At 72.9% G+C, this 21276-nt stretch carries 21 protein-coding genes; 13 read left to right on the top strand and 8 right to left on the bottom strand.

Annotated features, from left to right (window positions below):
* Position 1 precedes the first annotated feature (1 nt).
* Genes ASF37_RS10965 through ASF37_RS10940 form a run of 6 tightly spaced genes read left to right on the top strand, consistent with a single transcriptional unit; the run spans position 2 to position 8464 of the window.
* Positions 2-2167 (top strand): molybdopterin oxidoreductase family protein, encoded by a 2166-nt coding sequence (locus ASF37_RS10965; protein ID WP_235499982.1) that lies wholly within the window; start codon positions 2-4, stop codon positions 2165-2167.
* On the top strand, positions 2164-3660 hold the full coding sequence (locus tag ASF37_RS10960; protein WP_056580353.1) for an FAD-dependent oxidoreductase: 1497 nt from the start codon (positions 2164-2166) through the stop codon (positions 3658-3660). Before ASF37_RS10965 ends, ASF37_RS10960 begins: the two co-directional genes overlap by 4 nt.
* A gap of 46 nt (positions 3661-3706) precedes the next feature.
* On the top strand, positions 3707-6280 hold the full coding sequence (nirB, locus tag ASF37_RS10955) for a nitrite reductase large subunit NirB (protein WP_056580350.1): 2574 nt from the start codon (positions 3707-3709) through the stop codon (positions 6278-6280).
* Entirely contained in the window at positions 6277-6642 is a 366-nt protein-coding gene (gene nirD / locus ASF37_RS10950; RefSeq protein WP_055964946.1) for a nitrite reductase small subunit NirD, read from the top strand. The genes nirB and nirD overlap by 4 nt, the downstream gene beginning before the upstream one ends.
* Positions 6643-6644: 2 nt before the next feature.
* Positions 6645-7760, top strand: a complete 1116-nt coding sequence (locus ASF37_RS10945) for a uroporphyrinogen-III synthase (protein ID WP_235499981.1) — start codon at positions 6645-6647, stop codon at positions 7758-7760.
* Positions 7757-8464, top strand: coding sequence for a sirohydrochlorin chelatase (locus ASF37_RS10940; protein ID WP_056580346.1), 708 nt, complete (start codon positions 7757-7759; stop codon positions 8462-8464). Before ASF37_RS10945 ends, ASF37_RS10940 begins: the two co-directional genes overlap by 4 nt.
* Here the strand turns inward: ASF37_RS10940 and ASF37_RS10935 are convergent.
* Positions 8437-9588: a glutamate--cysteine ligase gene (locus tag ASF37_RS10935; protein WP_056553057.1), complete on the bottom strand. Its 1152-nt coding sequence runs from the start codon at positions 9586-9588 to the stop codon at positions 8437-8439. The two genes, ASF37_RS10940 and ASF37_RS10935, sit on opposite strands and share 28 nt — an antisense overlap.
* A gap of 47 nt (positions 9589-9635) precedes the next feature.
* Here ASF37_RS10935 and ASF37_RS10930 point away from each other — a divergent pair, with 47 nt between their 5' ends.
* Together ASF37_RS10930 and pepN are read left to right on the top strand one after the other, a co-directional pair.
* A complete protein-coding gene (locus tag ASF37_RS10930) occupies positions 9636-10310 on the top strand; it encodes a class I SAM-dependent methyltransferase (RefSeq protein WP_056553059.1) in 675 nt (224 codons plus the stop codon).
* Between the two features lie 63 nt (positions 10311-10373).
* The gene (gene pepN / locus ASF37_RS10925; RefSeq protein ID WP_056580597.1) at positions 10374-12890 is read left to right on the top strand and encodes an aminopeptidase N; all 2517 of its coding nucleotides are present in this window, start codon (positions 10374-10376) and stop codon (positions 12888-12890) included.
* Between the two features lie 273 nt (positions 12891-13163).
* Here pepN and ASF37_RS10920 read toward each other — a convergent pair whose 3' ends face one another.
* Entirely contained in the window at positions 13164-13445 is a 282-nt protein-coding gene (locus ASF37_RS10920; protein WP_156364703.1) for a hypothetical protein, read from the bottom strand.
* A 32-nt stretch (positions 13446-13477) separates the two neighbouring features.
* Between ASF37_RS10920 and ASF37_RS10915 the strand changes: the two genes are divergently transcribed.
* Positions 13478-14392: a mechanosensitive ion channel family protein gene (locus ASF37_RS10915; RefSeq protein ID WP_056580344.1), complete on the top strand. Its 915-nt coding sequence runs from the start codon at positions 13478-13480 to the stop codon at positions 14390-14392.
* Positions 14389-14838, top strand: coding sequence for a globin (locus ASF37_RS10910; RefSeq protein ID WP_056580342.1), 450 nt, complete (start codon positions 14389-14391; stop codon positions 14836-14838). Before ASF37_RS10915 ends, ASF37_RS10910 begins: the two co-directional genes overlap by 4 nt.
* Here the strand turns inward: ASF37_RS10910 and ASF37_RS17165 are convergent.
* Genes ASF37_RS17165 through ASF37_RS10895 form a run of 3 tightly spaced genes read right to left on the bottom strand, consistent with a single transcriptional unit; the run spans position 14825 to position 17382 of the window.
* Positions 14825-15565 carry an acyl-ACP thioesterase domain-containing protein gene (locus ASF37_RS17165; protein WP_056580340.1) on the bottom strand — a complete coding sequence of 247 codons (741 nt, stop codon included), beginning with the start codon at positions 15563-15565 and terminating at the stop codon, positions 14825-14827. The two genes, ASF37_RS10910 and ASF37_RS17165, sit on opposite strands and share 14 nt — an antisense overlap.
* 12 nt (positions 15566-15577) lie before the next feature.
* Positions 15578-15835: a biotin/lipoyl-binding carrier protein gene (locus ASF37_RS10900; RefSeq protein ID WP_200914499.1), complete on the bottom strand. Its 258-nt coding sequence runs from the start codon at positions 15833-15835 to the stop codon at positions 15578-15580.
* A complete protein-coding gene (locus ASF37_RS10895; RefSeq protein WP_082481724.1) occupies positions 15832-17382 on the bottom strand; it encodes an acyl-CoA carboxylase subunit beta in 1551 nt (516 codons plus the stop codon). The genes ASF37_RS10900 and ASF37_RS10895 overlap by 4 nt, the downstream gene beginning before the upstream one ends.
* Positions 17383-17560: 178 nt before the next feature.
* On the opposite strand from ASF37_RS10895, the gene ASF37_RS10890 reads away from it, so the two are divergent.
* The 3 genes from ASF37_RS10890 to ASF37_RS10880 all read left to right on the top strand — a co-directional run bounded on the left by ASF37_RS10890 (position 17561) and on the right by ASF37_RS10880 (position 20089).
* Entirely contained in the window at positions 17561-18319 is a 759-nt protein-coding gene (locus ASF37_RS10890) for an SDR family oxidoreductase (RefSeq protein WP_055964923.1), read from the top strand.
* Between the two features lie 6 nt (positions 18320-18325).
* Positions 18326-19357: a phosphotransferase family protein gene (locus ASF37_RS10885; protein WP_056580338.1), complete on the top strand. Its 1032-nt coding sequence runs from the start codon at positions 18326-18328 to the stop codon at positions 19355-19357.
* Between the two features lie 108 nt (positions 19358-19465).
* The gene (locus ASF37_RS10880) at positions 19466-20089 is read left to right on the top strand and encodes a TetR/AcrR family transcriptional regulator (protein WP_056553075.1); all 624 of its coding nucleotides are present in this window, start codon (positions 19466-19468) and stop codon (positions 20087-20089) included.
* A gap of 7 nt (positions 20090-20096) precedes the next feature.
* Here the strand turns inward: ASF37_RS10880 and ASF37_RS10875 are convergent, their stop codons facing one another.
* From ASF37_RS10875 to ASF37_RS10865, 3 genes are read right to left on the bottom strand one after another with little or no spacing between them, the layout of a single operon-like run.
* Positions 20097-20411, bottom strand: a complete 315-nt coding sequence (locus ASF37_RS10875) for a DUF202 domain-containing protein (protein ID WP_056580337.1) — start codon at positions 20409-20411, stop codon at positions 20097-20099.
* Positions 20408-20785, bottom strand: coding sequence for a YidH family protein (locus tag ASF37_RS10870; protein WP_055964916.1), 378 nt, complete (start codon positions 20783-20785; stop codon positions 20408-20410). Before ASF37_RS10870 ends, ASF37_RS10875 begins: the two co-directional genes overlap by 4 nt.
* Before the next feature lie 9 nt (positions 20786-20794).
* Positions 20795-21217: a holo-ACP synthase gene (locus tag ASF37_RS10865; protein WP_055964913.1), complete on the bottom strand. Its 423-nt coding sequence runs from the start codon at positions 21215-21217 to the stop codon at positions 20795-20797.
* Between the last annotated feature and the right edge of the window lie 59 nt (positions 21218-21276).

The following is a 21276-nucleotide window of genomic DNA, read 5'->3' as shown; positions in this document are numbered from 1 at the left end:
CGTGCACGACACCCCCAGCCCCATCACCGACACCGACACGCACTGCCCCTACTGCGCCCTGCAGTGCGCGCAGCGGCTCGGCGGCCACCCTCTGGCCGCCGAGCCCCGCGACTTCCCGACGAACCGCGGCGGCATGTGCCAGAAGGGGTGGACGTCGGCGGAGCTGCTGCGCACCCCCGACCGGCTGGTGGAGCCGCTGCGGCGCACGCCCCGGGGGCTTCGACCGGTGAGCTGGGAGGAGGCCCTCGACGACATCGCCGACCGTTCACTCAGCCTCGCCGAGCAGCACGGACCCGATGCGCTCGCGGTGTTCGGCGGGGGCGGTCTCACCAACGAGAAGGCCTACCAGCTCGGCAAGTTCGCACGGCTGGCGCTCCGCACGCGGATGGTCGACTACAACGGGCGGTTCTGCATGTCGTCCGCCGCGGCGGCGGCCAACCGGTCGCTGGGCGTCGACCGCGGTCTGCCGTTCCCGCTCACCGACCTCCGGGACGCCGACGCCGTGCTGCTGCTCGGCAGCAACCTCGCCGACACCATGCCACCGGCCGTCCAGCACCTCGCCGGCGCTCGGGAGCAGGGCGGGCTGGTGGTCGTCGACCCGCGGAGGTCCGCCACGGCTCGCCTGTGCGACGACGGCGCGGGGACCCACCTGCAGCTCGTTCCCGGCACCGACCTGGCACTCCTGCTCGGCCTGCTGCACGTCGTCCTCGGTGAGGGCCTGGCCGACACCGCCTACCTGCACGAACGCGTGGACGGGGTGGAGGAGGTCCGCCGTTCCGTGGCCTCCTGGTGGCCCGAGCGCGTGGCCTCGGTGACCGGTGTCCCGGAGCCGCAGCTCCGCGCCGTCGCCCGGCGGCTGGCCGACGCCTCCCCGCACCGTGGCGGACGGGGCGCCTTCGTGCTCACCGGTCGCGGCGCGGAGCAGCACACCGACGGCACCGCGACGGTGTCGGCCGCGATCTCCCTGGCACTGGCCCTCGGGCTGCCCGGCGCCGAGCGTGGTGGCTACGGCGCCCTCACCGGGCAGGGGAACGGGCAGGGTGGTCGCGAGCACGGGCAGAAGGCGGACCAGCTCCCCGGCTACCGGTCGATCGAGGACCCCGCCGCCCGGGCCCACGTCGCGGGGGTGTGGGGTGTCGACCCCGACGCCATCCCCCGGTCCGGGGTCCCCGCCGTGGAGCTCCTGGCCGGGCTGGGCACCGCGGACGGTCCGCGCGGACTCTTCGTGCACGGGAGCAACCTGGTGGTGAGCGCTCCCCGCGCCGGTGCCGTGCGCGAGCGGCTCGCCTCGCTCGACCTGCTCGTCGTGTGCGACGTGGTGCCCTCCGAGACGGCACTGATGGCCGACTACGTCCTGCCGGTCACGCAGTGGGCCGAGGAGGAGGGGACGATGACCAGCCTCGAGGGTCGCGTGCTGCGGCGCCGACGCGCGGTCACGGCACCGCCCCAGGTCCGCGACGAGCTCTGGATCTGGGCCGAGCTGGCCCGGCGGCTCGACGCCCCCGGCACGTGGTCCACCGAGTCCCGGGAGGTCTTCGACGAGCTCGCCCGTGCCAGTGCCGGCGGACGGGCCGACTACGCGGGCATCGCCCACGACCGGCTGGACAGGGGCGAGGCGCTGTACTGGCCGTGCCCCGATCCGACGCACCCCGGGACCCCCCGTCTGTTCACCGAGCGCTTCCCCACGGCGTCGGGACGGGCCACGATGGTGCCGGTCTCGTCCGACGGACCCGACGACGCCGTCCGCGAGGACGCACCCATCCACCTGGTCACCGGTCGCCTGCTGCAGCACTACCAGTCCGGGGCCCAGACCCGGCGGGTCCCGGCGCTGCGCCAGGCCGCCGGCGAGGCCCACGTCGAGATGCACCCGGCGCTGGCGGCACGGCTCGGCGTGGACGCCGCGGAGCTGGTCCGGGTGACCTCGACCCGCGGCTCGATGGTCGCCCCGGCACGCCTGACCCGCGACATCCGCCCCGACACCGTCTTCGCGCCCTTCCACTTCGGCGGCGACGGACTCGTGAACGCCGTCACCAACGACGCCACCGACCCGGTCTCGGGGATGCCGGAGTTCAAGGTCTGCGCCGTGACCGTCGAACGGGTCGAGCCGGGGGCGGGCGTCCGCCGACCGACCGGCGCGCCCACCACGCTGCTGGAGGTCGAGTCATGAGGATCGTCGTGGTGGGTGCCGGGATGGTGGGCCACCGGTTCGCCTCCGAGGCGGTACGCCTGCGCCCGGACGCCGACGTGGTCCTCGTCGGCGAGGAGCCCTACGAGCCGTACAACCGCGTGCTGCTGTCGGAGCTGGTGGCGGGTCGGACCGACCTGGCCGCCCTCACCCTCCCGGCCACCCCCGGCGTCGAGGCGCTGCGGGGCGTGCGTGCGGCCGGTCTCGACCGCGCCGCTCAGCGGCTCACCCTCGACGACGGCACCACGCTGGCGTGGGACCACCTCGTGCTGGCCACCGGCGCACGGGCGCGCACGCTCCCCCTGCCGGGCCTGGACACCGCCGACGGGCCGCCGGTCCCCGGCGTGCACGTGCTGCGGAGCATCGACGACGCCCGCGCCGTCGTCGCGGGTGCCCTGAACGCCGACCGCGCCTGCGTGGTGGGAGCCGGCGCCATCGGGACCGAGGTGGCCTGCGGCCTGCGTCGTCGCGGGCTCGAGGTGACGGTGCTCGCCTCCCGCGACGGGATCCTCGACCGCGACCTCGACGAGCACGTCGCGCAGGTGGCCGGGCGCACGCTCGCCGACCTCGGGGTGCGGCTCGTGCCGCGCGCCAGGATCCGCGGCATCGAGGTGCAGGACGGGCACGTGGCCGCGGCGGTCCTCGGCGACGGCACCCGCGTCGGCACCGACCTGCTGGTGCTGGCCACCGGTTCCGTCCCCCGCACCGAGCTCGCGGCACAGGCCGGCCTCACGGTCCGTCACGGCATCGTCGTGGACGAGGACCTGCGCACGAGCGACCCGAACGTCAGCGCGATCGGCGACTGCGCCGAGACGGCGGACGGCGTCAGCGGCCTGGTTGCTCCCGGCTGGGCCCAGGCCGACGCCCTGGCGGCCCACCTCGTGAGGTCGACGCCCGTGCCGACGCTCGCGGTGACCGGTGCGGCCATGCGGCTCAAGGCCGTGGGCCTGGACGTGGTCACGGCCGGCGTGCGGGCCTCGACCGCCCGGCCCACCGACCGCGTGGTGGCACTCGACGACGGCGGTGCGCGACGGTTCGTGGAGGTGGTCGTGCGTCAGGGCACGCTCGTCGGCATGACGTGCGTGGGCGCGCCCGACCTCGCCGCTCGACTCTCCGTGCAGCTCGATCGCCCGGGCATCGCCCCGCCCGACCCGCTGCAGCTGCTCGTGGGCGCACCGGAGGAGCAGGCGGGCTCCCCCACGGCGATGCCGTCGAGCACGACGGTGTGCCGGTGCAACGGCGTGACCAAGGCCGACGTCGTGTCGTCGTGGGACGACGGCTGCTGCACCCTCGACGAGGTCGTCGCGGCCACACGCGCCACGACCGGGTGCGGAGGATGCCGCAGCCTCGTGTGCGGCCTGGTCGACTGGCTGCAGGAGGTCGACCCGCCCGCGCGACCCGCACCGGCACCCACTCCGACGGCGATCTCACGCCCCGCGCCTCAGGAGCGTGAGACAGGTGTTGCAGCCCGGTAACCGTGGACGTCGGACCTCGACACACGGGCTTCGTAGCGTCGACGACATGGAACGCAGCACCCTGGTCGTGGCCGGAGCAGGCATGGTCGCCCGCCGCCTCGTGGAAGCCCTCGTGGAACGAGGTGCCACCGACACGTGGGACGTGGAGGTGTTTGGCGACGAGCCGCACGCACCCTACGACCGGGTCGCGCTCACCAGCTACTTCGACCTCGGGCGACCCGAGGACCTGCTGCTCGGGGACCAGGCCCTCTGGAGCACGCCGGGCGTCACCCTGCACACCGGCGCCCCGGTGCAGTCCGTCGACACCGCGACCCGGACCGTCGTGGCCGGTGGCGAACGGCGTCGCTACGACGCCCTGGTGCTGGCGACCGGGTCGTACGCCGCGGTCCCCCCGGTCGAGGGAGCCGACCTGGCCGGCTGCTTCGTCTACCGCACGATCGAGGACCTCGACTCCCTGCGCACGTGGATCGACGAGCGGTCGTCCGCGCTCGGGCGACCGGTGCGAGGCGCGGTGGTCGGTGGTGGCCTGCTGGGGCTCGAGGCCGCGGGCGCCCTCACGTCGCTCGGCGCCGAGACCACGGTCGTGGAGTTCGCGGACCGCCTCATGCCGGTGCAGGTCGACCCCGGTGGCGGCGAGGCGCTGCGCCGGCTGATCGAGGGTCTCGGCGTCCACGTGCGCACCTCGACCGCGACCTCCCGCGTGGACGCCGACGACGAGGGTCGTGTCCGCGGCATGGAGTTCGCGTCGGGCGACCGGCTCGACGTCGACGTCGTCGTGTTCGCCACCGGCGTGCGGCCCCGCGACGAGCTCGCCCGGGGCGCCGGGCTCGACGTGCACCCACGCGGTGGTGTGCTCGCCGACGCCGGCTGCCGCACCAGCGATCCCGCCGTGTTCGCGATCGGCGAGGTCGCCTGCGTCGCCGACCGTGTGTGGGGCCTCGTCGGCCCCGGCTACACCATGGCCGAGGTGGTCGCCGACCGGCTGCTCGGCGGCGAGGCCGCTTTCACCGACGCCGACCTCTCCACCAAGCTCAAGCTGCTCGGGGTCGACGTGGCCAGCTTCGGCGACGCGTTCGGCACGACCCCCGGCAGCCTGGAGGTCGTCTACGCCGACCCCGTCCAGGGCCTCTACAAGAAGCTCGTGCTGAGTGACGACGCGTCCACGCTGCTCGGCGGGGTCCTGGTGGGCGACGCCTCGGCCTACGGCAGCCTGCGGCCACTCGTGGGGCACGCCCTCGGCACCGACCCCACGGGCTGGCTGCTGCCCGAGTCCGCCGAGCGACCCACGGGCGGCGCGCTGCCCGACGAGGCGACCGTGTGCTCGTGCAACAACGTGACGGCCGGTGCCGTGCGCTGCGCCGTCACCGAGCAGGGGTGCACCGACCTGGCCGGGGTGAAGGCCTGCACCAAGGCCGGCACCAGCTGCGGCTCGTGCGTGCCGATGGTCAAGCAGCTGTTCCAGGCCCAGCTGGCCGAGGCCGGGATGGAGGTCAGCGACGACCTCTGCGAGCACTTCTCCCTCAGCCGTGCGCAGCTGTTCGACGTCGTGCGCGTCAGCGGGATCCGGACCTTCAGCGAGCTGGTGGCCCGCCACGGCCGTGGTCGCGGCTGCGACGTGTGCCGGCCGGTCGCGGCCTCGATCCTGGCCTCGCTCTACCAGGAGCACGTCCTCGACGGCGAGGGCGCGGCGCTGCAGGACACGAACGACCACGTGATGGCCAACATGCAGAAGGACGGCACCTACTCGGTGGTCCCGCGCATCCCCGGCGGCGAGGTGACCCCCGAGGGACTGATCGTCATCGGCGAGGTCGCGAAGGACTTCGGCCTGTACACCAAGATCACCGGCGGCCAGCGGATCGACCTGTTCGGGGCGCGGATCGAGCAGCTGCCCGCCATCTGGTCGCGTCTGGTCGACGCCGGGTTCGAGTCCGGGCACGCCTACGGCAAGTCGCTGCGCACCGTGAAGTCGTGCGTCGGGTCCACGTGGTGCCGCTTCGGCGTGCAGGACTCCGTCGGCCTCGCGATCGCCCTCGAGCTGCGGTACCGCGGGCTCCGCTCGCCGCACAAGATCAAGCTCGGCGTGTCCGGCTGCGCGCGCGAGTGCGCCGAGGCGCGCGGCAAGGACGTCGGCGTGATCGCCACCGACCAGGGCTGGAACATGTACGTCGGCGGCAACGGCGGGTTCACGCCCCGGCACGCCCGGCTCTTCGCCGAGGACCTCACGACCGAGCAGCTGGTCCGTGCCATCGACCGGTTCCTCATGTACTACGTGCGCACGGCCGACCGGCTCCAGCGCACCGCACCCTGGGTCGAGTCGGTCGAGGGCGGCCTCGACGCCGTGCGTGCCGTCGTGATGGACGACGCCCTCGGCATCGCCGCCGACCTCGACGCGGCCATGGACGCCCACGTCGGGGGCTACCGCGACGAGTGGGCGGCCACGCTCGAGGACCCGGAGAAGCTCCGCAAGTTCGCCTCGTTCGTCAACGCCCCCGACGTCGCCGACCCCGACCTGGCCTACGTGCCCGAGCGCGGCCAGAAGCGACCGGCGTCGCCGGCCGAGCGCGGCGTCGTCATCGCCGGCGACACCTTGCCCGTCCGCACCGCAGGAGGCCCTCTGTGACCACGTCCCTCGTCCCGACGCAGACCACGACGGCCCACGCCGTGTGCCGCGTCGACGACCTGCACCCCGACCGCGGGGCCGCCGCGCTGGTCGACGGCCACCAGGTCGCGCTCTTCCTGCTCGCCGACACCGGTGAGGTGCTGGCGGTCTCCCACCGCGACCCGTTCACCGGCGCGAACGTGATGGCCCGTGGGCTCGTCGGGTCGCGGGGTGAGGCCGCCACCGTCGCCTCGCCCCTGCACAAGCAGACCTTCGACCTGCGCACCGGCCGGTGCCTCGACGACCCCGACGTGTCCATCGCCACCTGGCCCGTCTCGGTCGTCGAGGGCGTCGTGCACGTGCTGATCGACCAGACTGGGTGACCGTGAACGTCCTTCGACCCGTCCTCGCCGGCACCGCGGTGCTCGTCACCGCCCAGCGCCGGGCCGAGGAGCTCGCCGGCGCCCTGCAACGGCGGGGGGCCGAGGTCACGACGGCGTCGTCGCTCGGCGTGGAGTCACACATCGACGAGGCCGGTCTGCTCGCCGAGACCCGCCGACTGCTCGCGGACCCGCCGGACGTCCTGGTCGTCACGACCGGCATCGGCTTCCGTGGCTGGCTGGACACCGCAGAGGCCTCGGGCGTGGGGCACGACCTGGTCGAGGCGCTGGGCCAGACCCGCATCGTGGCCCGGGGGCCGAAGGCCCGGGGTGCCCTCCAGGCCGCGGGACTCACCCCGGACTGGGTCGCGGAGTCCGAGACGTCCGCCGAGATCGTCACGCTGCTCCTCACCGAGGGCGTGTCGGGTCTCCACGTGGCGGTGCAGCACCACGGGGCCGGTGACGACGGCATCGAGTCGGCGTTGCAGGACGCGGGCGCGACCACCACCACGCTCGTCGTCTACCGGTGGGGCCCACCCCCCGACCCCGAGGCCGTCGAGCGCTCCGTCCGCATCGCCACCTGCGGCGGGTTCGACGCCGTCGTCTTCACCTCGGCGCCGGGCGCCTCGGCGTGGTTCGAGGTGGTCGAGCGGCAGGACGGTCTCGACGCGTTGCAGCACCTGGTCGCGGCGCGGCGGCTGACGCTCGCCGCGGTCGGACCCGTGACGGCCGACCCCCTGATGACGCGCGGCTTCCGCCCGCTCGTGCCGGAGCGCTCGCGCCTCGGCGCCCTCGTCCGTGAGCTGATCGTGCACCTCGGCGAGGACGCCGCCGCGATCGAGGTGCCGGACGGACAGCTCCGCCTGCACGCCACGACCGCCACCCTGGACCACACGATCCTGCCCGTCTCGCCGAGCGGGCTCGCCGTGCTGCGGCTCCTGGCCGAGAAGCCCGGCAGCGTCTGCACGCGCGAGCAGCTGCTCGACGTACTGCCCGGGGACTCGCGCGACCCCCACACCGCCGAGATGGCCGTGGCCCGGCTTCGCGACGCGGTCGGCCGGTCGACCATCCGCACCGTCGTCAAGCGCGGCTACCGCCTCGCGGTCGAGGAGGAGACATGAGACCTGCGCTCGTCGCCACGTCCCACGGGACGTCGAGCCCCGAGGGCCGCAGGGCGGTGGCCGCCCTCGTCGAGGCGGTCCGGCAGCGGCTGCCGCACGTGGAGGTCCTCGACGCCTTCGTCGACGTGCAGGAACCGTCCCCGGACGCGGTGACGGCGCGGCTTCGAGGTCCGGCCGTGGTCGTGCCACTGCTCCTCGCGCCGGGGTTCCACGTTCGGGTGGACATCGCCCGTGCGGCGAGCGTTCCCGGCGCGTCGGCGGCCCCCACCTTGGCCCCGGACAGCCGTGTCGTCACCGTGCTCGTCCGACGACTCCTCGAGGCCGGGACGTGCGACGACGACGTCGTCGTCATGGCGTCGGCCGGCTCGAGCGACGACCACGCCAGGGCCTGCTTCGAGGAGGTGGCCCGCGACCTCAGCGCCGCCATCGGCCAGATCGTGCCGGTCGGCTATGTCGGCGGCACCGGACGACCGCTCGACGACGTGGTCGCCGACGCACGCGCCGGCGGGGTCGACCGACGCGTCGTCGTCTCCTCGTTGCTGATGGCGCCGGGCTTCTTCCACGACCGCATCGCCCACGCCGACGTCGACGTGGTGACCCGGCCGCTGCTCGACGACGGTCCGGTCGACACCCGCCTCGTGGACCTGGTGCTGGAGCGGTACTCCGATGCCGCGGCTCAGGGGGCGTGGAGCGGCACGGGCTGACCGGCGCGCATCTCCTCCACGAGCGACGCGACGACCGCGTCGAGGCGACCCTCGTGCGCGGCGGCGACCCTGCGCTGGCGCTCGTACGACGGCCCGCGTCGGACGATCTCGTCGATGCCGGCCAGCTCGTCGGTGCAGCCGAGCCGCTCGGCGACGGGCTCGAGCGTGACGAGCAGCCGGGCGAGGTCGGCCGTGACGAGGTCCTCGTGCGCGTGCTGGTCGAGGATGAGCCAGGAGTCCATGCCGTACCGCGCGGACCGCCACTTGTTCTCCTGGGCGAACCACGGCGGCAGGTCGGGCAGGTCGTGACCGGCGTCGAGCTCGCTCGAGAAGTGCTCGACCAGGCAGTGGGTGAGCGCGGAGATGCTCATCAGCTCGCTCATCGTGGGGATGCCGTCGCACACGCGGACCTCGAGCGTCCCGAACTTCGGGGACGGACGCAGGTCCCAGCGGATCTCGTCGAAGACGTCGATCACGCCGGTCGTGGTCAGGTCCTGCGCGTAGTGCTCCAGCTCGGACCACTCCTGGAAGTGGAACGGCAGCCCCGCCGTCGGGAGCTGCTGGAACATGAGGGCCCGGTTGGAGGCGTATCCCGTGGCCTTGCCGCCCCAGAACGGCGAGGACGCGCTGAGTGCCTGCAGGTGTCCGTAGTACGCGAGCATCGCGTTGCTGATCGGCAGCACCTTGTCGCGGTCCTCGATGCCCACGTGCACGTGCACGCCGTAGATCAGCATCTGGCGGCCCCACCACTGCGTGCGGTCGATGAGCGTCGCGTAGCGCTCCTGGTCGGTGACCTTCTGGTTGTCCCAGCGGGCGAACGGGTGGGTGCCGGCGCACATCAGCTCGACCCGGAGGGGGTCGGTCACGGTGCGGATCTCGTCGATCGCCTCCTGCAGGTCGGCACCGGCCTCGGCCACGGTCCGTCGCGGCCTGGACACCACCTCGACCGTGTTGAGGAGCAGCTCCTGACGGATGAGCGGGTGCTGACCCCCTCCCGCTGGGGCGACGGCGTCGAGCACCGTCTGCGCGACCTGGCGCAGGTCGCCGGAGTCGGCGTCGACGAGGGCGAGCTCCCACTCGATCCCGACGGACGAGCGCTCGGAGCGCGCGAAGGGAAGATCCACCCCCTCATCCTGCCCCAGGACGACGGCCGAGGCCTTATCGTCCCAGCATGCGCGACGTGAGCGGGGCCTGGCGGTCCGACCACCCGTGGGCGGTCGTGTACGACAAGGTCAGCGGTGACCCGCGGCTCGGTGCGCTCCTGTGGCGCGTGGGCGTCGGCTCGAGCGTCGACGAGCTGCACCGGCGGGCCCGCCGCGAGCTGACCGCTCTCCCGCCCGGGTCGACGGTCCTCGACGTGCCTTGCGGCGGGGGCGTGGCCCTGCGCGACGTCCCACCGGACGCGGCGCTGCAGTACGTCGCCGCCGACATCTCCCCCGCCATGCTCGCCCGCACGCGACGCGAGGCCGAGCGACTCGGCCTGCCCGACGCGGGCCCGCTCGCCGTGCGGACCCGCGAGGCCGACGTGCAGGACCTCGACGACGCCGACGACACCTACGATCTCGTGCTCGCCTTCACGAGCCTGCACTGCTTCCCCGACCCGGAGGCCGCCGTGCACGAGCTGGCCCGGGTGCTCAAGCCCGGCGGACGCATCGTCGTGAGCGTGTTCTGCTCCGACGCCGGCCTGCGGTTCGTCCCGGTCCACCTCGCCGGTCGCGCGGTCGGGGTGCTCGGCCCCGGGGTCCGGCGCGGCGACGTCCGCCGGTGGCTCGTGGAGGCCGGCTTCGTGGACCTGCGGCTGGACCAGGCCGGTGGACTCACGTACGCCGACGCCACCCTCGCCTGATCCCGGACGGCCGGCCGCCGACCGCGCACCACGGTGTCCTCCGCGGTGCATAGAGTGGGCGGCATGCCCGGAACCAACCTGACCCGTGAAGAAGCGACCGAGCGCGCAGGCCTCGTCTCCACCGACCACTACGTCGTCGAGCTCGACCTCACCACGGGCGAGGAGCGCTTCGGCTCCACCACGACCCTGCGGTTCGGCGCGGTCCCGGGCTCGTCGACCTTCGTCGACCTGGTCGGCGCCGAGATCGGCGCCATCACGCTCAACGGCACCTCGCTCGATCCGGCCACCTACGCGGACAGCCGCATCCCGCTGCCCGACCTGAAGGCCGAGAACGAGCTGGTCGTCGAGGCGACGTGCGCCTACTCCCACTCCGGCGAGGGCCTGCACCGCTTCGTCGACCCCGTCGACGACCGCGTGTACCTGTACACCCAGTTCGAGGTCCCGGACGCGCGCCGGGTCTTCGCGACCTTCGAGCAGCCCGACCTCAAGGCCACCTTCGACTTCCGCGTCACGGCCCCGTCGCACTGGGCGGTCGTGTCCAACTCCCCCGTCGCCGAGACCATCGAGGTCTCCGAGGGCGCCAGCACCCGGGTGTTCGAGACCACCAAGACCATGTCGACCTACATCACCGCCCTCGTGGCCGGCGAGTACCACGGCGTCGAGGACGTCTACGTCGGCGAGTACGGCGAGATCCCGCTGGGCGTCTGGTGCCGCCAGTCCCTCGTCGAGCACCTCGACGCCGACGACATCCTGCTCGTCACCAAGCAGGGCTTCGCGTTCTTCGAGGACGCGTTCCAGATGGCGTACCCCTTCGGCAAGTACGACCAGCTCTTCGTGCCGGAGTACAACATGGGCGCGATGGAGAACGCGGGATGCGTGACCTTCCGCGACGAGATGATCTTCCGCAGCCGGCAGACCGTCGCCGCCTACGAGCAGCGGGCCAACACGATCCTGCACGAGATGGCGCACATGTGGTTCGGCGATCTCGTGACCATGAAGTGGTGGGACGACCTCTGGCTGAACGAGTCGTTCGCCGAGTTCGCCGCGCACCACTCGTCGGTCGAGGCCACCCGCTTCACCGACGCGTGGACCGGCTTCACCAACAACCGCAAGAACTGGGCCTACCGCCAGGACCAGCTGCCGTCGACGCACCCCATCGCCGCCGACAACTACGACCTGCACGCGGTCGAGGCCAACTTCGACGGCATCACCTACGCGAAGGGCGCCTCGAGCCTCAAGCAGCTCGTGGCCTGGGTGGGGGTCGACGACTTCTTCGCCGGCCTGCGCTCGTACTTCACCAAGCACGCCTACGGCAACACCACGCTGCAGGACCTCCTCGTCGAGCTGCAGGAGGCCTCGGGCCGCGAGCTCGACTCGTGGGCGGCGGAGTGGCTGCAGACGTCGGGCGTCAACACGCTGCGCGCACGCTTCGAGACCGGCGACGACGGCACGTTCACCTCCTTCGCCGTCGAGCAGACCGCGATCGAGGAGTACCCCACGCTGCGTCGCCACCGCATCGCCATCGGCCTCTACGACGTCGTCGACGGCCGGTTCGTGCGCACCGAGCGCATCGAGACCGACGTGCGGGGCGAGCTCACCGAGGTCCCCGAGCTCGTCGGCCTGCGTCGGCCGGCCCTCGTGCTCCTCAACGACGACGACCTCACCTACGCCAAGATCCGCCTCGACGAGCAGTCGTTCGGCCAGCTGGTCGAGCACGACATGGCCTTCACCGAATCGCTGCCACGGGCCCTCTGCTGGGGCTCGGCGTGGGACATGACGCGCGACGCCGAGCTGCCGTCGGCCGACTTCGTGTCCCTCGTGCTGGCCGGCGTCGGCTCCGAGACCGACCTGACGGCCGTCGCCTCGCTGCTGCGCCAGGGCCAGTCCGCGGTCAACCTGTACACCTCCGACGAGGACCGACCGCCGCTCGCCGAGCGCTGGGAGGCCGGCGTGCGTGCCCTCCTCGAGGCGGCGGAGCCGGGCAGCGACCACCAGCTGGCGTTCGTGCGCGGCTACGCCGCCGCGACCACGTCGGCCGAGCAGGTGCGTGCCCTGCTGGACGAGGGACTGCCGGGGCTCGACGTCGACACCGACCTGCGCTGGACGTTCGTGACCGCCCTCGCCCGTCTGGGCGCTGCCGACGAGGCCGACATCGCTGCCGAGCTGGAGCGCGACAACACCATCTCCGGCCGTGAGCGCGCCGCCGCCGCGCGCGCCATCCGTCCCACGGCCGAGGCCAAGGAGGCGGCCTGGCAGGCCGCGGTGGTCGACGAGTCGACCCCCAACGAGACCCGTCGCCAGACGGCGTCGGCGTTCCAGGTCTCGGGGCAGGGCGACGTGCTGGAGCCCTACGTGCAGCGCTACCTCGAGATGGCCGAGTCGGTCATCGAGGACAAGGGCGTCTGGATCGGGCAGGTGGCGCTGGTCTACCTGTTCCCGCTCGCCAACCCCGCGCCGTCCACCCTCGACGCGGTCGACGCGTGGCTCGGCTCCACCGAGGCCTCGGCCGCGGCCAAGCGCTACGTGAGCGAGGGTCGCGACGACCTCGCCCGCGCCCTGCGCGCCCGCGCCCCCCGCTGACCGCGGGCCGGGAGATTCCCAGGTCGACCTGGGAATCTCCCACCACGCACGGAGAGCTCAGCCGCGCACGGGAAGCGAGCCGTGCGTCCCTGCGATTCCCAGGACGACCCGGCAATCTGCGTGACGGGTCGGCGCGGGTGCCCCCGCTCCGCGATTCCCATCAGCTGATGGGAACGCCGCACTCCCCTGGCGGGTACGCCATGGGGAGTGGGTGAGAACGCAGGTGGGTTCGTGATTCCCATCAGCTGATGGGAATCACCGAGCCGGCCGGGCTCAGTGGTGGGCGGCCTCGTTGCCCGGTGCCACCTCGAGGTCGGTGGACGGCGCCGGGGGCACGTAGTTGTTGCGCGCCGTGAGCAGACCGAAGAGCGACACGACCACGAAGAGGCCGACGGTGCCGCCACCGAAGAGCAGCAGCCACTCGAGCGTGCTGCGCTCGGGAGCCGCAGGCCAGGCCTCGGAGGCCGGCGAGTCGGCCCAGGCGGTGGCAGAGGTCGTGCCGAGCACCACGAGCGTGGAGACGACGACGGCGAGGATGCGCGCGGGAGCCTTCATGGCCACCATCGTATCGCCCGTAGGCTGGAGGCATGCTCGGCCTCGACGTGAACCTTCCCCAGTCCTGGACGTGGGAGTCCCTCACCACCAGCGGGACCCGCATCGTCGCGATCATCGTCCTGGCGCTGCTGCTGCGCTGGGTCGCCCGCCGGGCCATCGGTCGCATCGTCAAGAAGACGGGTGAGGGCCAGGTCCCCGGCGCGATCGCGAACACCCGGGCCGGCGCCATCCTGTCGGACATGCGCCCCGGCGCGGGCGAGCGGCGCAAGCAGCGGGCCCAGGCGATGGGAGACCTGCTCGGCTCCATCGTCGGCCTGGTCATCGCCGGTGTCGCGTTCGTCATGATCCTCGACGTCGTGGGCGTCCCCATCGCGCCGCTGCTCACCAGCGCCGGCATCGTGGGCATCGCGCTCGGCTTCGGCGCCCAGACGTTGGTGAAGGACTACCTCGCCGGCGTCTCGATGATCCTGGAGGACCAGTACGGCGTGGGCGACTCCGTCGACCTCGGCGAGGCCAGCGGGATCGTCGAGGCGGTGGGCCTGCGCATCACGCGGCTGCGCGACGTGAACGGCACCGTCTGGTACGTCCGCAACGGCGAGATCCTGCGGGTCGGCAACCAGAGCCAGAACTGGGCCCGCACGGTCCTCGACGTGACCGTCGCCTACGACTCCGACCTCGACGTCGTGCAGGCGATCCTGGCCGAGGAGGCGGAGGCGATGTACCACGAGGAGCGCTTCGCCGGAGTGATCATCGAGGAGCCCGAGGTGTGGGGCGTCGAGCGCTTCGACAAGGACGGCGTGGTCGTGCGCGTCGTGCTCAAGACCGCGCCGCTGCAGCAGTGGCTGGTGGCCCGCACCCTGCGTCAGCGCGTGAAGCGGCGCTTCGACCAGTCCGGCATCCGCATCCCGTCCACGGCGGCGGTCCCGTTCGAGAGGACCACCGAGTGAGCTCGTTCTACGACGAGATCGGCGGTCACGCCACGATCGAACGCATCGTCGACGTGTTCTACGCGGGCGTGGCCACCGACGAGCTGCTGCGCCCGATGTACCCCGAGGAGGACCTCGGCCCCGCGGCGGAGCGGTTCACGCTGTTCCTCGAGCAGTACTGGGGCGGGCCCACCACGTACAGCAACACCCGCGGACATCCACGACTGCGGATGCGGCACGCCCCCTTCGCCGTCACCCTGGCCGCGCGCGACCGGTGGCTGCACCACTTCCGCGCTGGACTGGACGCCGTGCAGCTCACGCCCGAGCAGGACGCCCAGTTCTGGGCCTACGTGCAGCACGCGGCGACGTTCATGGTCAACACCGCCGACGAGCCCTCCCCCGACCAGGCCTCACCCGGACTCACGCCCACCGTTCGACGCGGCGCAGGACCGGTCAGCGAGGGCTGAGCTGCTCGGTCAGCACGGCGCGCTCGTCGTCGTCGAGGACGCGTGAGCGCTGCGCCTGGAGGTCGAAGCCGACCAGCACGGCCTCGGCCCGTCCGCGCCGCCCCTCGTCGAAGAGCGTCGTGACCGTGAAGGACGAGCGGCCCACCCGCGTGACGACTGTCCGGGCCGGGTACGGCTCGCGCTGCCACGCGAAGGGCTCACCGAGCGTGAGGTCGACCTGGGCGACCACGAAGCGTGCGGCGCCACCGGCGCCACCGGCGCCCCGCACCCGTGCCACCGAGGCGATGCGCGCCTCCTGGGCGTACTCGAACACCGCGATCGGCGTGGCGACGTCACCCGTCCCGACGTCACTGCGCCGGACCGCCACGTCGTAGCCCTCTCCCCCACCCGGCACGTCGCCGTCGGGCGCCGGGGCGTCCGACCACGTGACCCGCGCGAAGGGCGCCGCGCTGGTGGCGGGAGCGATCTCCTGCACCAGCCGACTGCCGTCGTCGGTGGACGTCACCCGCAGCGGCGTCCGGCTGAGCAGCAGGGGGCGCAGGAACTCCACGGAGATCGAGCGGGCCGTGCGGTCGGCCAGCTCACCGGCGGCCACGTGCACGGCGCGCGCCTCGGAGGCGTAGTCGAGGTACACGACGTTGTTGACGTGGCTCAGCTCGTCGAGATCGGCCCAGCGCATGGGCAGCTCGTGCTCGAGCCGGGTCGGGTCATGAAGCGGGTTCGACACCCGTCGATGCTCTCAGACCGGGGTGGGGACGCCCTGGTCGGTCGTCTCGATGACGACGAGGGTGTCGCCCTCCTGGACGATCTGGCCCTCGGTCACGAGCACCTCGGAGACCGTGCCGGTGGCCGGCGCGTGCACCGGCAGCTCCATCTTCATGGACTCCAGGACCGCCAGCACGTCGCCCTCGACCACCTGGGCTCCCACCTCGGTGACGAGCTTCCAGACGTTGGAGACGATGTCGGCCTTCGCGGCCGACGTGCCGGGGGCGCTCACGCCTGAGCCCCCTGGGCGCGCGGTGCCAGGACGCCGAGCGCCTGCACCATGCGGTCGCGGGTCTCCTCGGCGACGATCACGTCGTCGAGGATGCCGGCCTCGGCCGCGAGGTAGGGCCGGGCGACGTTCTCGCGGTACTCGGCGGCGAGCTCGTCGCGGAGGGCGTCGGGGTCCTCGGCGTCCTTGAGGGCGCGACGGTGCAGCAGCGCCACGGCGCCACCGGGGCCCATGACGGCGATCTCCGAGCCCGACCACGCCCAGGTGAAGTCGGCGCCGAGCGACCGCGAGCCCATGGCGATGTAGGCGCCGCCGTAGGCCTTGCGCACCACCACGGTGAGCACGGGCGACTGCGCCTCGACGTAGGCGCGCAGCATCGTGGCGCCCTGGGTGATCACGCCGCGACCCTCCTCGACCGTGCCGGGCAGGAAGCCGGGGACGTCGACGAAGGTCAGGACGGGCAGGCCGTAACGGGCGCAGAAGTCGACGAAGCGCGACGCCTTGACCGACGCCTTCGCGTCGAGGATGCCGCCGCGGGCCTTCGGCTGGTTGGCGATGATGCCGACCGGGCGTCCGTCGAGGTGGGCCAGCACGGTGAGCACGCTCGGGGCGTGCTCCGGGCTGAGCTCGAGCCGGGGACGGTCGTCGAGGACGCCGTCGAGCACCTCGTGCATGTCGAAGACGATGCTCGACTTGTCCGGCACCACGTGCGGCAGACGCGCGACGGCCTCGGGCCGAGCGGGCGCCGGCTCGACGAGGGCCTGGGGACCGCCGACGTGCGACGGCAGGAACGAGAGGATGCCGCGGGCCGCGTCGAGCGCAGCCTGCTCGTCGTCGACCTCGAGGTGGGCGACACCGCTGGTCCGGGTGTGCATGCCGGAGCCACCGATCTCGTCGGCGGTGGCGTCCTCACCCGTCGCGGCCCGGACGATCTCCGGCCCGGTGAGGAACATCTGGCCCTGCTCCTTGACCATGATGGTCCAGTCGGTGAGCGCCGGGGAGTAGGCCGCGGCGCCCGCGCAGGGGCCGAGGATGAGCGAGATCTGCGGGATCTTGCGGCTGGCCTCGACGTTGTTGGCGAAGATGCCGCCGCAGCCGTGGAGGGCGTGGATGCCGTCGTGGATCCGCGCTCCGCCGGAGTCGTTGATGTAGACGATCGGGTGGCCACGGTCGATCGCGATGCGCTGGGCGCGCTGGACCGTCTCGGCGAACACCGCTCCGATGGCCCCGGAGGCGACCGCCGCGTCGTGGCTCGCGACGACGACGGGTCGACCGCCGACGAGCCCCCACCCGATGACGACACCGCTGCCGCTGGAAGGTCCCGCCGTGCGCAACGGCGAGATCTCCACGAACGTGCCCTCGTCGACCAGGAGGTGCGCGCGTTCGCGCGCGGTGTTCACACGTCGGCCACGGGGCTCGACGCGGGCGGTCCGCTCCTGACGTCGCTGCGCGAGGACGTCACGGTGGTGCGGTCGGCCGGCGTCCAGCCCGCTGTCGACTGCTGCGTCGGCTCCCGCGTCGAGGGCGGTGGGCACGTCGAGCTGCGTCATGCGATCTCCTGAAAACGTGAGGGTTTCCTCAACTGTACCGCAAAGCCGAGGAATCCCTCATCTTTGTGACCCACCTCGCCCCGCCGGTCGCGAGCGCGCCGAGGGGTCTGGCCGCGACTGCACCCGTGCGCTACCGTGAGCCCAGACCTAAGCAAGCGCTTACCTCAGGAGAATCTGCATGAGCGAGAACCGCCGCACCGCCCTCGTCACCGGAGCCGCCCAGGGCATCGGTGCCGCCGTGGCCCAGCGCCTGGCCGCCGACGGCCTCGCCGTCGCCGTCGTCGACCTCGACGAGGGAGCCTGCGCCGGCACCGTCGACGCCATCACCGCCGCGGGCGGTTCCGCCATCGCCGTCGGCGCCGACGTCTCCGACGCCGCCGCCGTGGACGCCGCGGTCGAGCGCATCGCCGCCGAGCTCGGCGGACCGACGGTGGTCGTCAACAACGCCGGCATCATCCGCGACAACCTGCTGTTCAAGATGACCGTCGACGACTGGGACGCCGTCATGGCGGTGCACCTGCGCGGCTCCTTCAACACGGTCAAGGCCGCCCAGAAGCACATGGTCGAGGCGAAGTTCGGCCGCATCGTGAACCTCTCGAGCACCTCGGCGCTCGGCAACCGCGGCCAGGCCAACTACTCCGCCGCCAAGGCCGGCCTCCAGGGCTACACCAAGACCCTCGCCATCGAGCTGGGCAAGTTCGGCGTCACCGCCAACGCGATCGCCCCCGGCTTCATCCAGACCGACATGACCGCGGCCACCGCCGAGCGCATCGGCGTCCCGTTCGACGACTTCATCAAGTTCAGCGCCGAGCAGATCCCCGTCCAGCGCGTGGGCCAGCCCGACGACATCGCCCACACCGCCTCGTTCCTCGTGAGCGAGGGTGCCGGGTTCGTCTCCGGCCAGGTCATCTACGTCGCCGGCGGACCGAAGGACTGATCGCACGTGACCGGACCCGAGGGGCTCGACCTCGACGCGCTCCGACGCTGGCTCGACGACCAGGCCCCCGGCCTGCTCGCCGGGCCGCTCGAGGCGACGCTCATCACCGGCGGCAAGTCGAACCTGACGTACGCCGTCACCGACGGTGAGCGCGACGTCGTCGTGCGTCGCCCGCCCCTCGGGCACGTGCTCGCCACGGCGCACGACATGACGCGGGAGCACCGGGTCATCGACGCGCTGGCGGGCACCGCCGTGCCGGTCCCCGCGACCTACGGCCTCTGCCAGGACGACACGGTCATCGGCGCACCGTTCTACGTGATGGAGCGGGTCGTCGGCACACCCTTCGCCCGCGCCGCCCAGCTGGTCGAGATCGGCGAGGAGCGCACCCGCACCATCACCGAGCGGATGGTCGACGTGCTCGCCGACCTGCACGCCGTCTCCCCCGACGACGTCGGGCTCGGCGACTTCGGTCGACCCGACGGCTACCTGGAGCGGCAGGTCCGTCGCTGGAAGAAGCAGCTCGACGCCTCCCGCAGTCGCGACCTGCCCGGCATGGACGACCTCATCGCCCGGCTCGACTCGTCGATCCCGCAGACCAGCGAGGGCACGATCGTGCACGGTGACTACCGCCTCGACAACGTGCTCGTCGACACCGGCCCCGAGGGTGGCGACCGCCTGACGGCCGTCCTCGACTGGGAGATGAGCACGCTGGGCGACCCGCTCACCGACGTCGCGATCCTGCTGGCCTACCAGCAGCTCGCCGAGAGCGCGGCCGACGGCCCGGGTTCCGCCATGGTCACCGACGCCGCGAAGGCGCCGGGCTACCTCCCGCGCGAGGAGGTGCTGCGCCGGTACGCCGAACGGTCCGGACGCGACGTCTCCGACATCGACTTCCACCTGGCGCTCGCGTTCTTCAAGCTGGCCGTGATCCTCGAGGGGATCCACTACCGGCACGCGCACGGACAGACGCTCGGCGCGGGCTTCGACGGCATCGGCGACCTGATCGAGCCGCTCATCCAGGCCGGTCTGCGCGCCTGACCACCTCACGGGGCGGCGACCGGTCGGTCGTCCCCGTGAGGTGACCCACCAGTAGGTCGAGCCCCGAAGTGGCGTGCAGGGCGGCGCCCGTCCCCTAGGGTGGGCCGCGTGACCGCGGAGATCCTCGAGCCCCGACGTCGCCCGACGCAGGACCGCAGCCGGGCGAAGTTCGAGCTGCTGCTGCGCACGTCGCGCGACCTCCTGCTCGACGTCGGCTTCGAGTCGTTCACCTGCGAGGAGGTCTCGCAGCGGGCCGGGCTCCCCACCGGGACCCTCTACCAGTACTTCGCGAACAAGTACGTGATCGTGTGCGAGCTCGACCGGCAGGACGCCGTGGCCGTGCACGAGGAGCTGACCAGCTTCTCGGAGATGATCCCGTCGCTGGACTGGCTGCGCTTCCTCGACCGGATGATCGACCACGTGGCCCGGCTGTGGGCCGACGACCCGTCGCGGCGGGCTGTGTGGCTCGCCGTGCAGTCGACCCCGGCCACCCGAGCGACCGCTGCCGTCACCGAGCGCGAGCTCGCTGCCGCCGTGGCCCGCTTCCTCGCCCCCCTGACGCCCGGCACCCCCCGCGAACGTCGCCGGATCATGGCCGAGGTGCTCCTCCACGTCAGCTACTCGATGCTCAACTTCTCGGTGCGCGACGGCCAGAGCCACGCCGAGGCGGTCATCGAGCTCAAGCGTCTGCTCGCCGCGTACCTGCTGTCGTCGGAGCCCGACGCCCGCTGAGCGCGGCTCAGGACCAGGCCAGCAGCACCACGACCGCCGCGACCGCGAACGCCAGCGCGGCCACGCTCGCCGGCACCCGGCCGTCGCCGACGAGCTCGATCGACACCTCGCCGCCGCTCGACGACGTTCCTCGACCCCGGAGCACCAGAGCGCCGACCCACCCGACCATCGCGAGCACGAGCACGGCCGAGACCACGGTCAGGGCCGTCCCCTCGATCCAGGCGACCCGTGCCACCAGCAGGCCCAGGACCACGCACGACGCGGCCGTGCGGCGCCAGGCGAGCCAGGTCCGCTCCTGCGGAACCGCCCGCGGAGGACTCACCCGGGCACCGCCAGCACGACCAGGACCACGCAGGCCACGACCACCGCGCCGACGAGCAGGAGTCCGACCCCGTTGGAGGGCAGCGGCCGACCTTGGCGCACCGCGCGCTCGGTACGCGCCCAGCTCCGCCAGGCATGCGCGGCGCACAGCGCACCGGCGATCGCGAGCCCGGTCGACGTCAGGGCCACCACGAGGTCGGGCAGCTCGAGATCGAGCACGTGCACGGCCACCGCCCCGGCGAGCAGGGCCAACGAGGTACGGATCCAGGCGAGGAACGTGCGCTCGTTCGCGAGCGAGAAACGCGGATCGGGCTCCTCGCCGACGCCGTACACGCTGCGTGGCCAACGACGGTCGCCACGGTCCTCGGTGGTCATGGGACGACCCTAGCGACGCGCACCCTCCGCCAGCACGACGTAGGCGAGGGCGTGGTCACCGTCGTGGCTGAGGCTCACGTGCGCCTCCACACCGGGCAGGTGCTCCGCGACCTCCCCGTGCAGACGCAGACGGGGGCGGCCCCACGCGTCGCACACCACCTCGACGAGCCCCAGCACCTCGTCGCCCATGACCGGCGGCTCGCCGAAGATCGAGGCCGACCAGGCCTTCACGAAGGCCTCCTTGGCCGCCCAGCGCGCCGCGAGGTGGCGACCCTCGCCACCACCGTGCTGCCCACGACCGACCTGCGCCGCGCGCTCGGCCGCGTCGCGCCGCTCCCCCGGGGTGAACACCCCGGCGAAGCGTGTGCCGGGGAGGGCGAGCTGGTCGACGAACGACGGCACGTGGACCAGGTCGACGCCGACTCCCAGCACGGTCCTCTCGACCGTCCCGGGAGACGGCGCGCCGGCAGCCCCGCCGGCGCCGTCTGCCG

This window comes from Aeromicrobium sp. Leaf289 (assembly GCF_001423335.1).
Lineage (GTDB): Bacteria > Actinomycetota > Actinomycetes > Propionibacteriales > Nocardioidaceae > Aeromicrobium.
The sequence above is the reverse complement of the archived record's forward strand: the minus strand, read 5'-3'. Positions and strand labels throughout refer to the sequence as shown.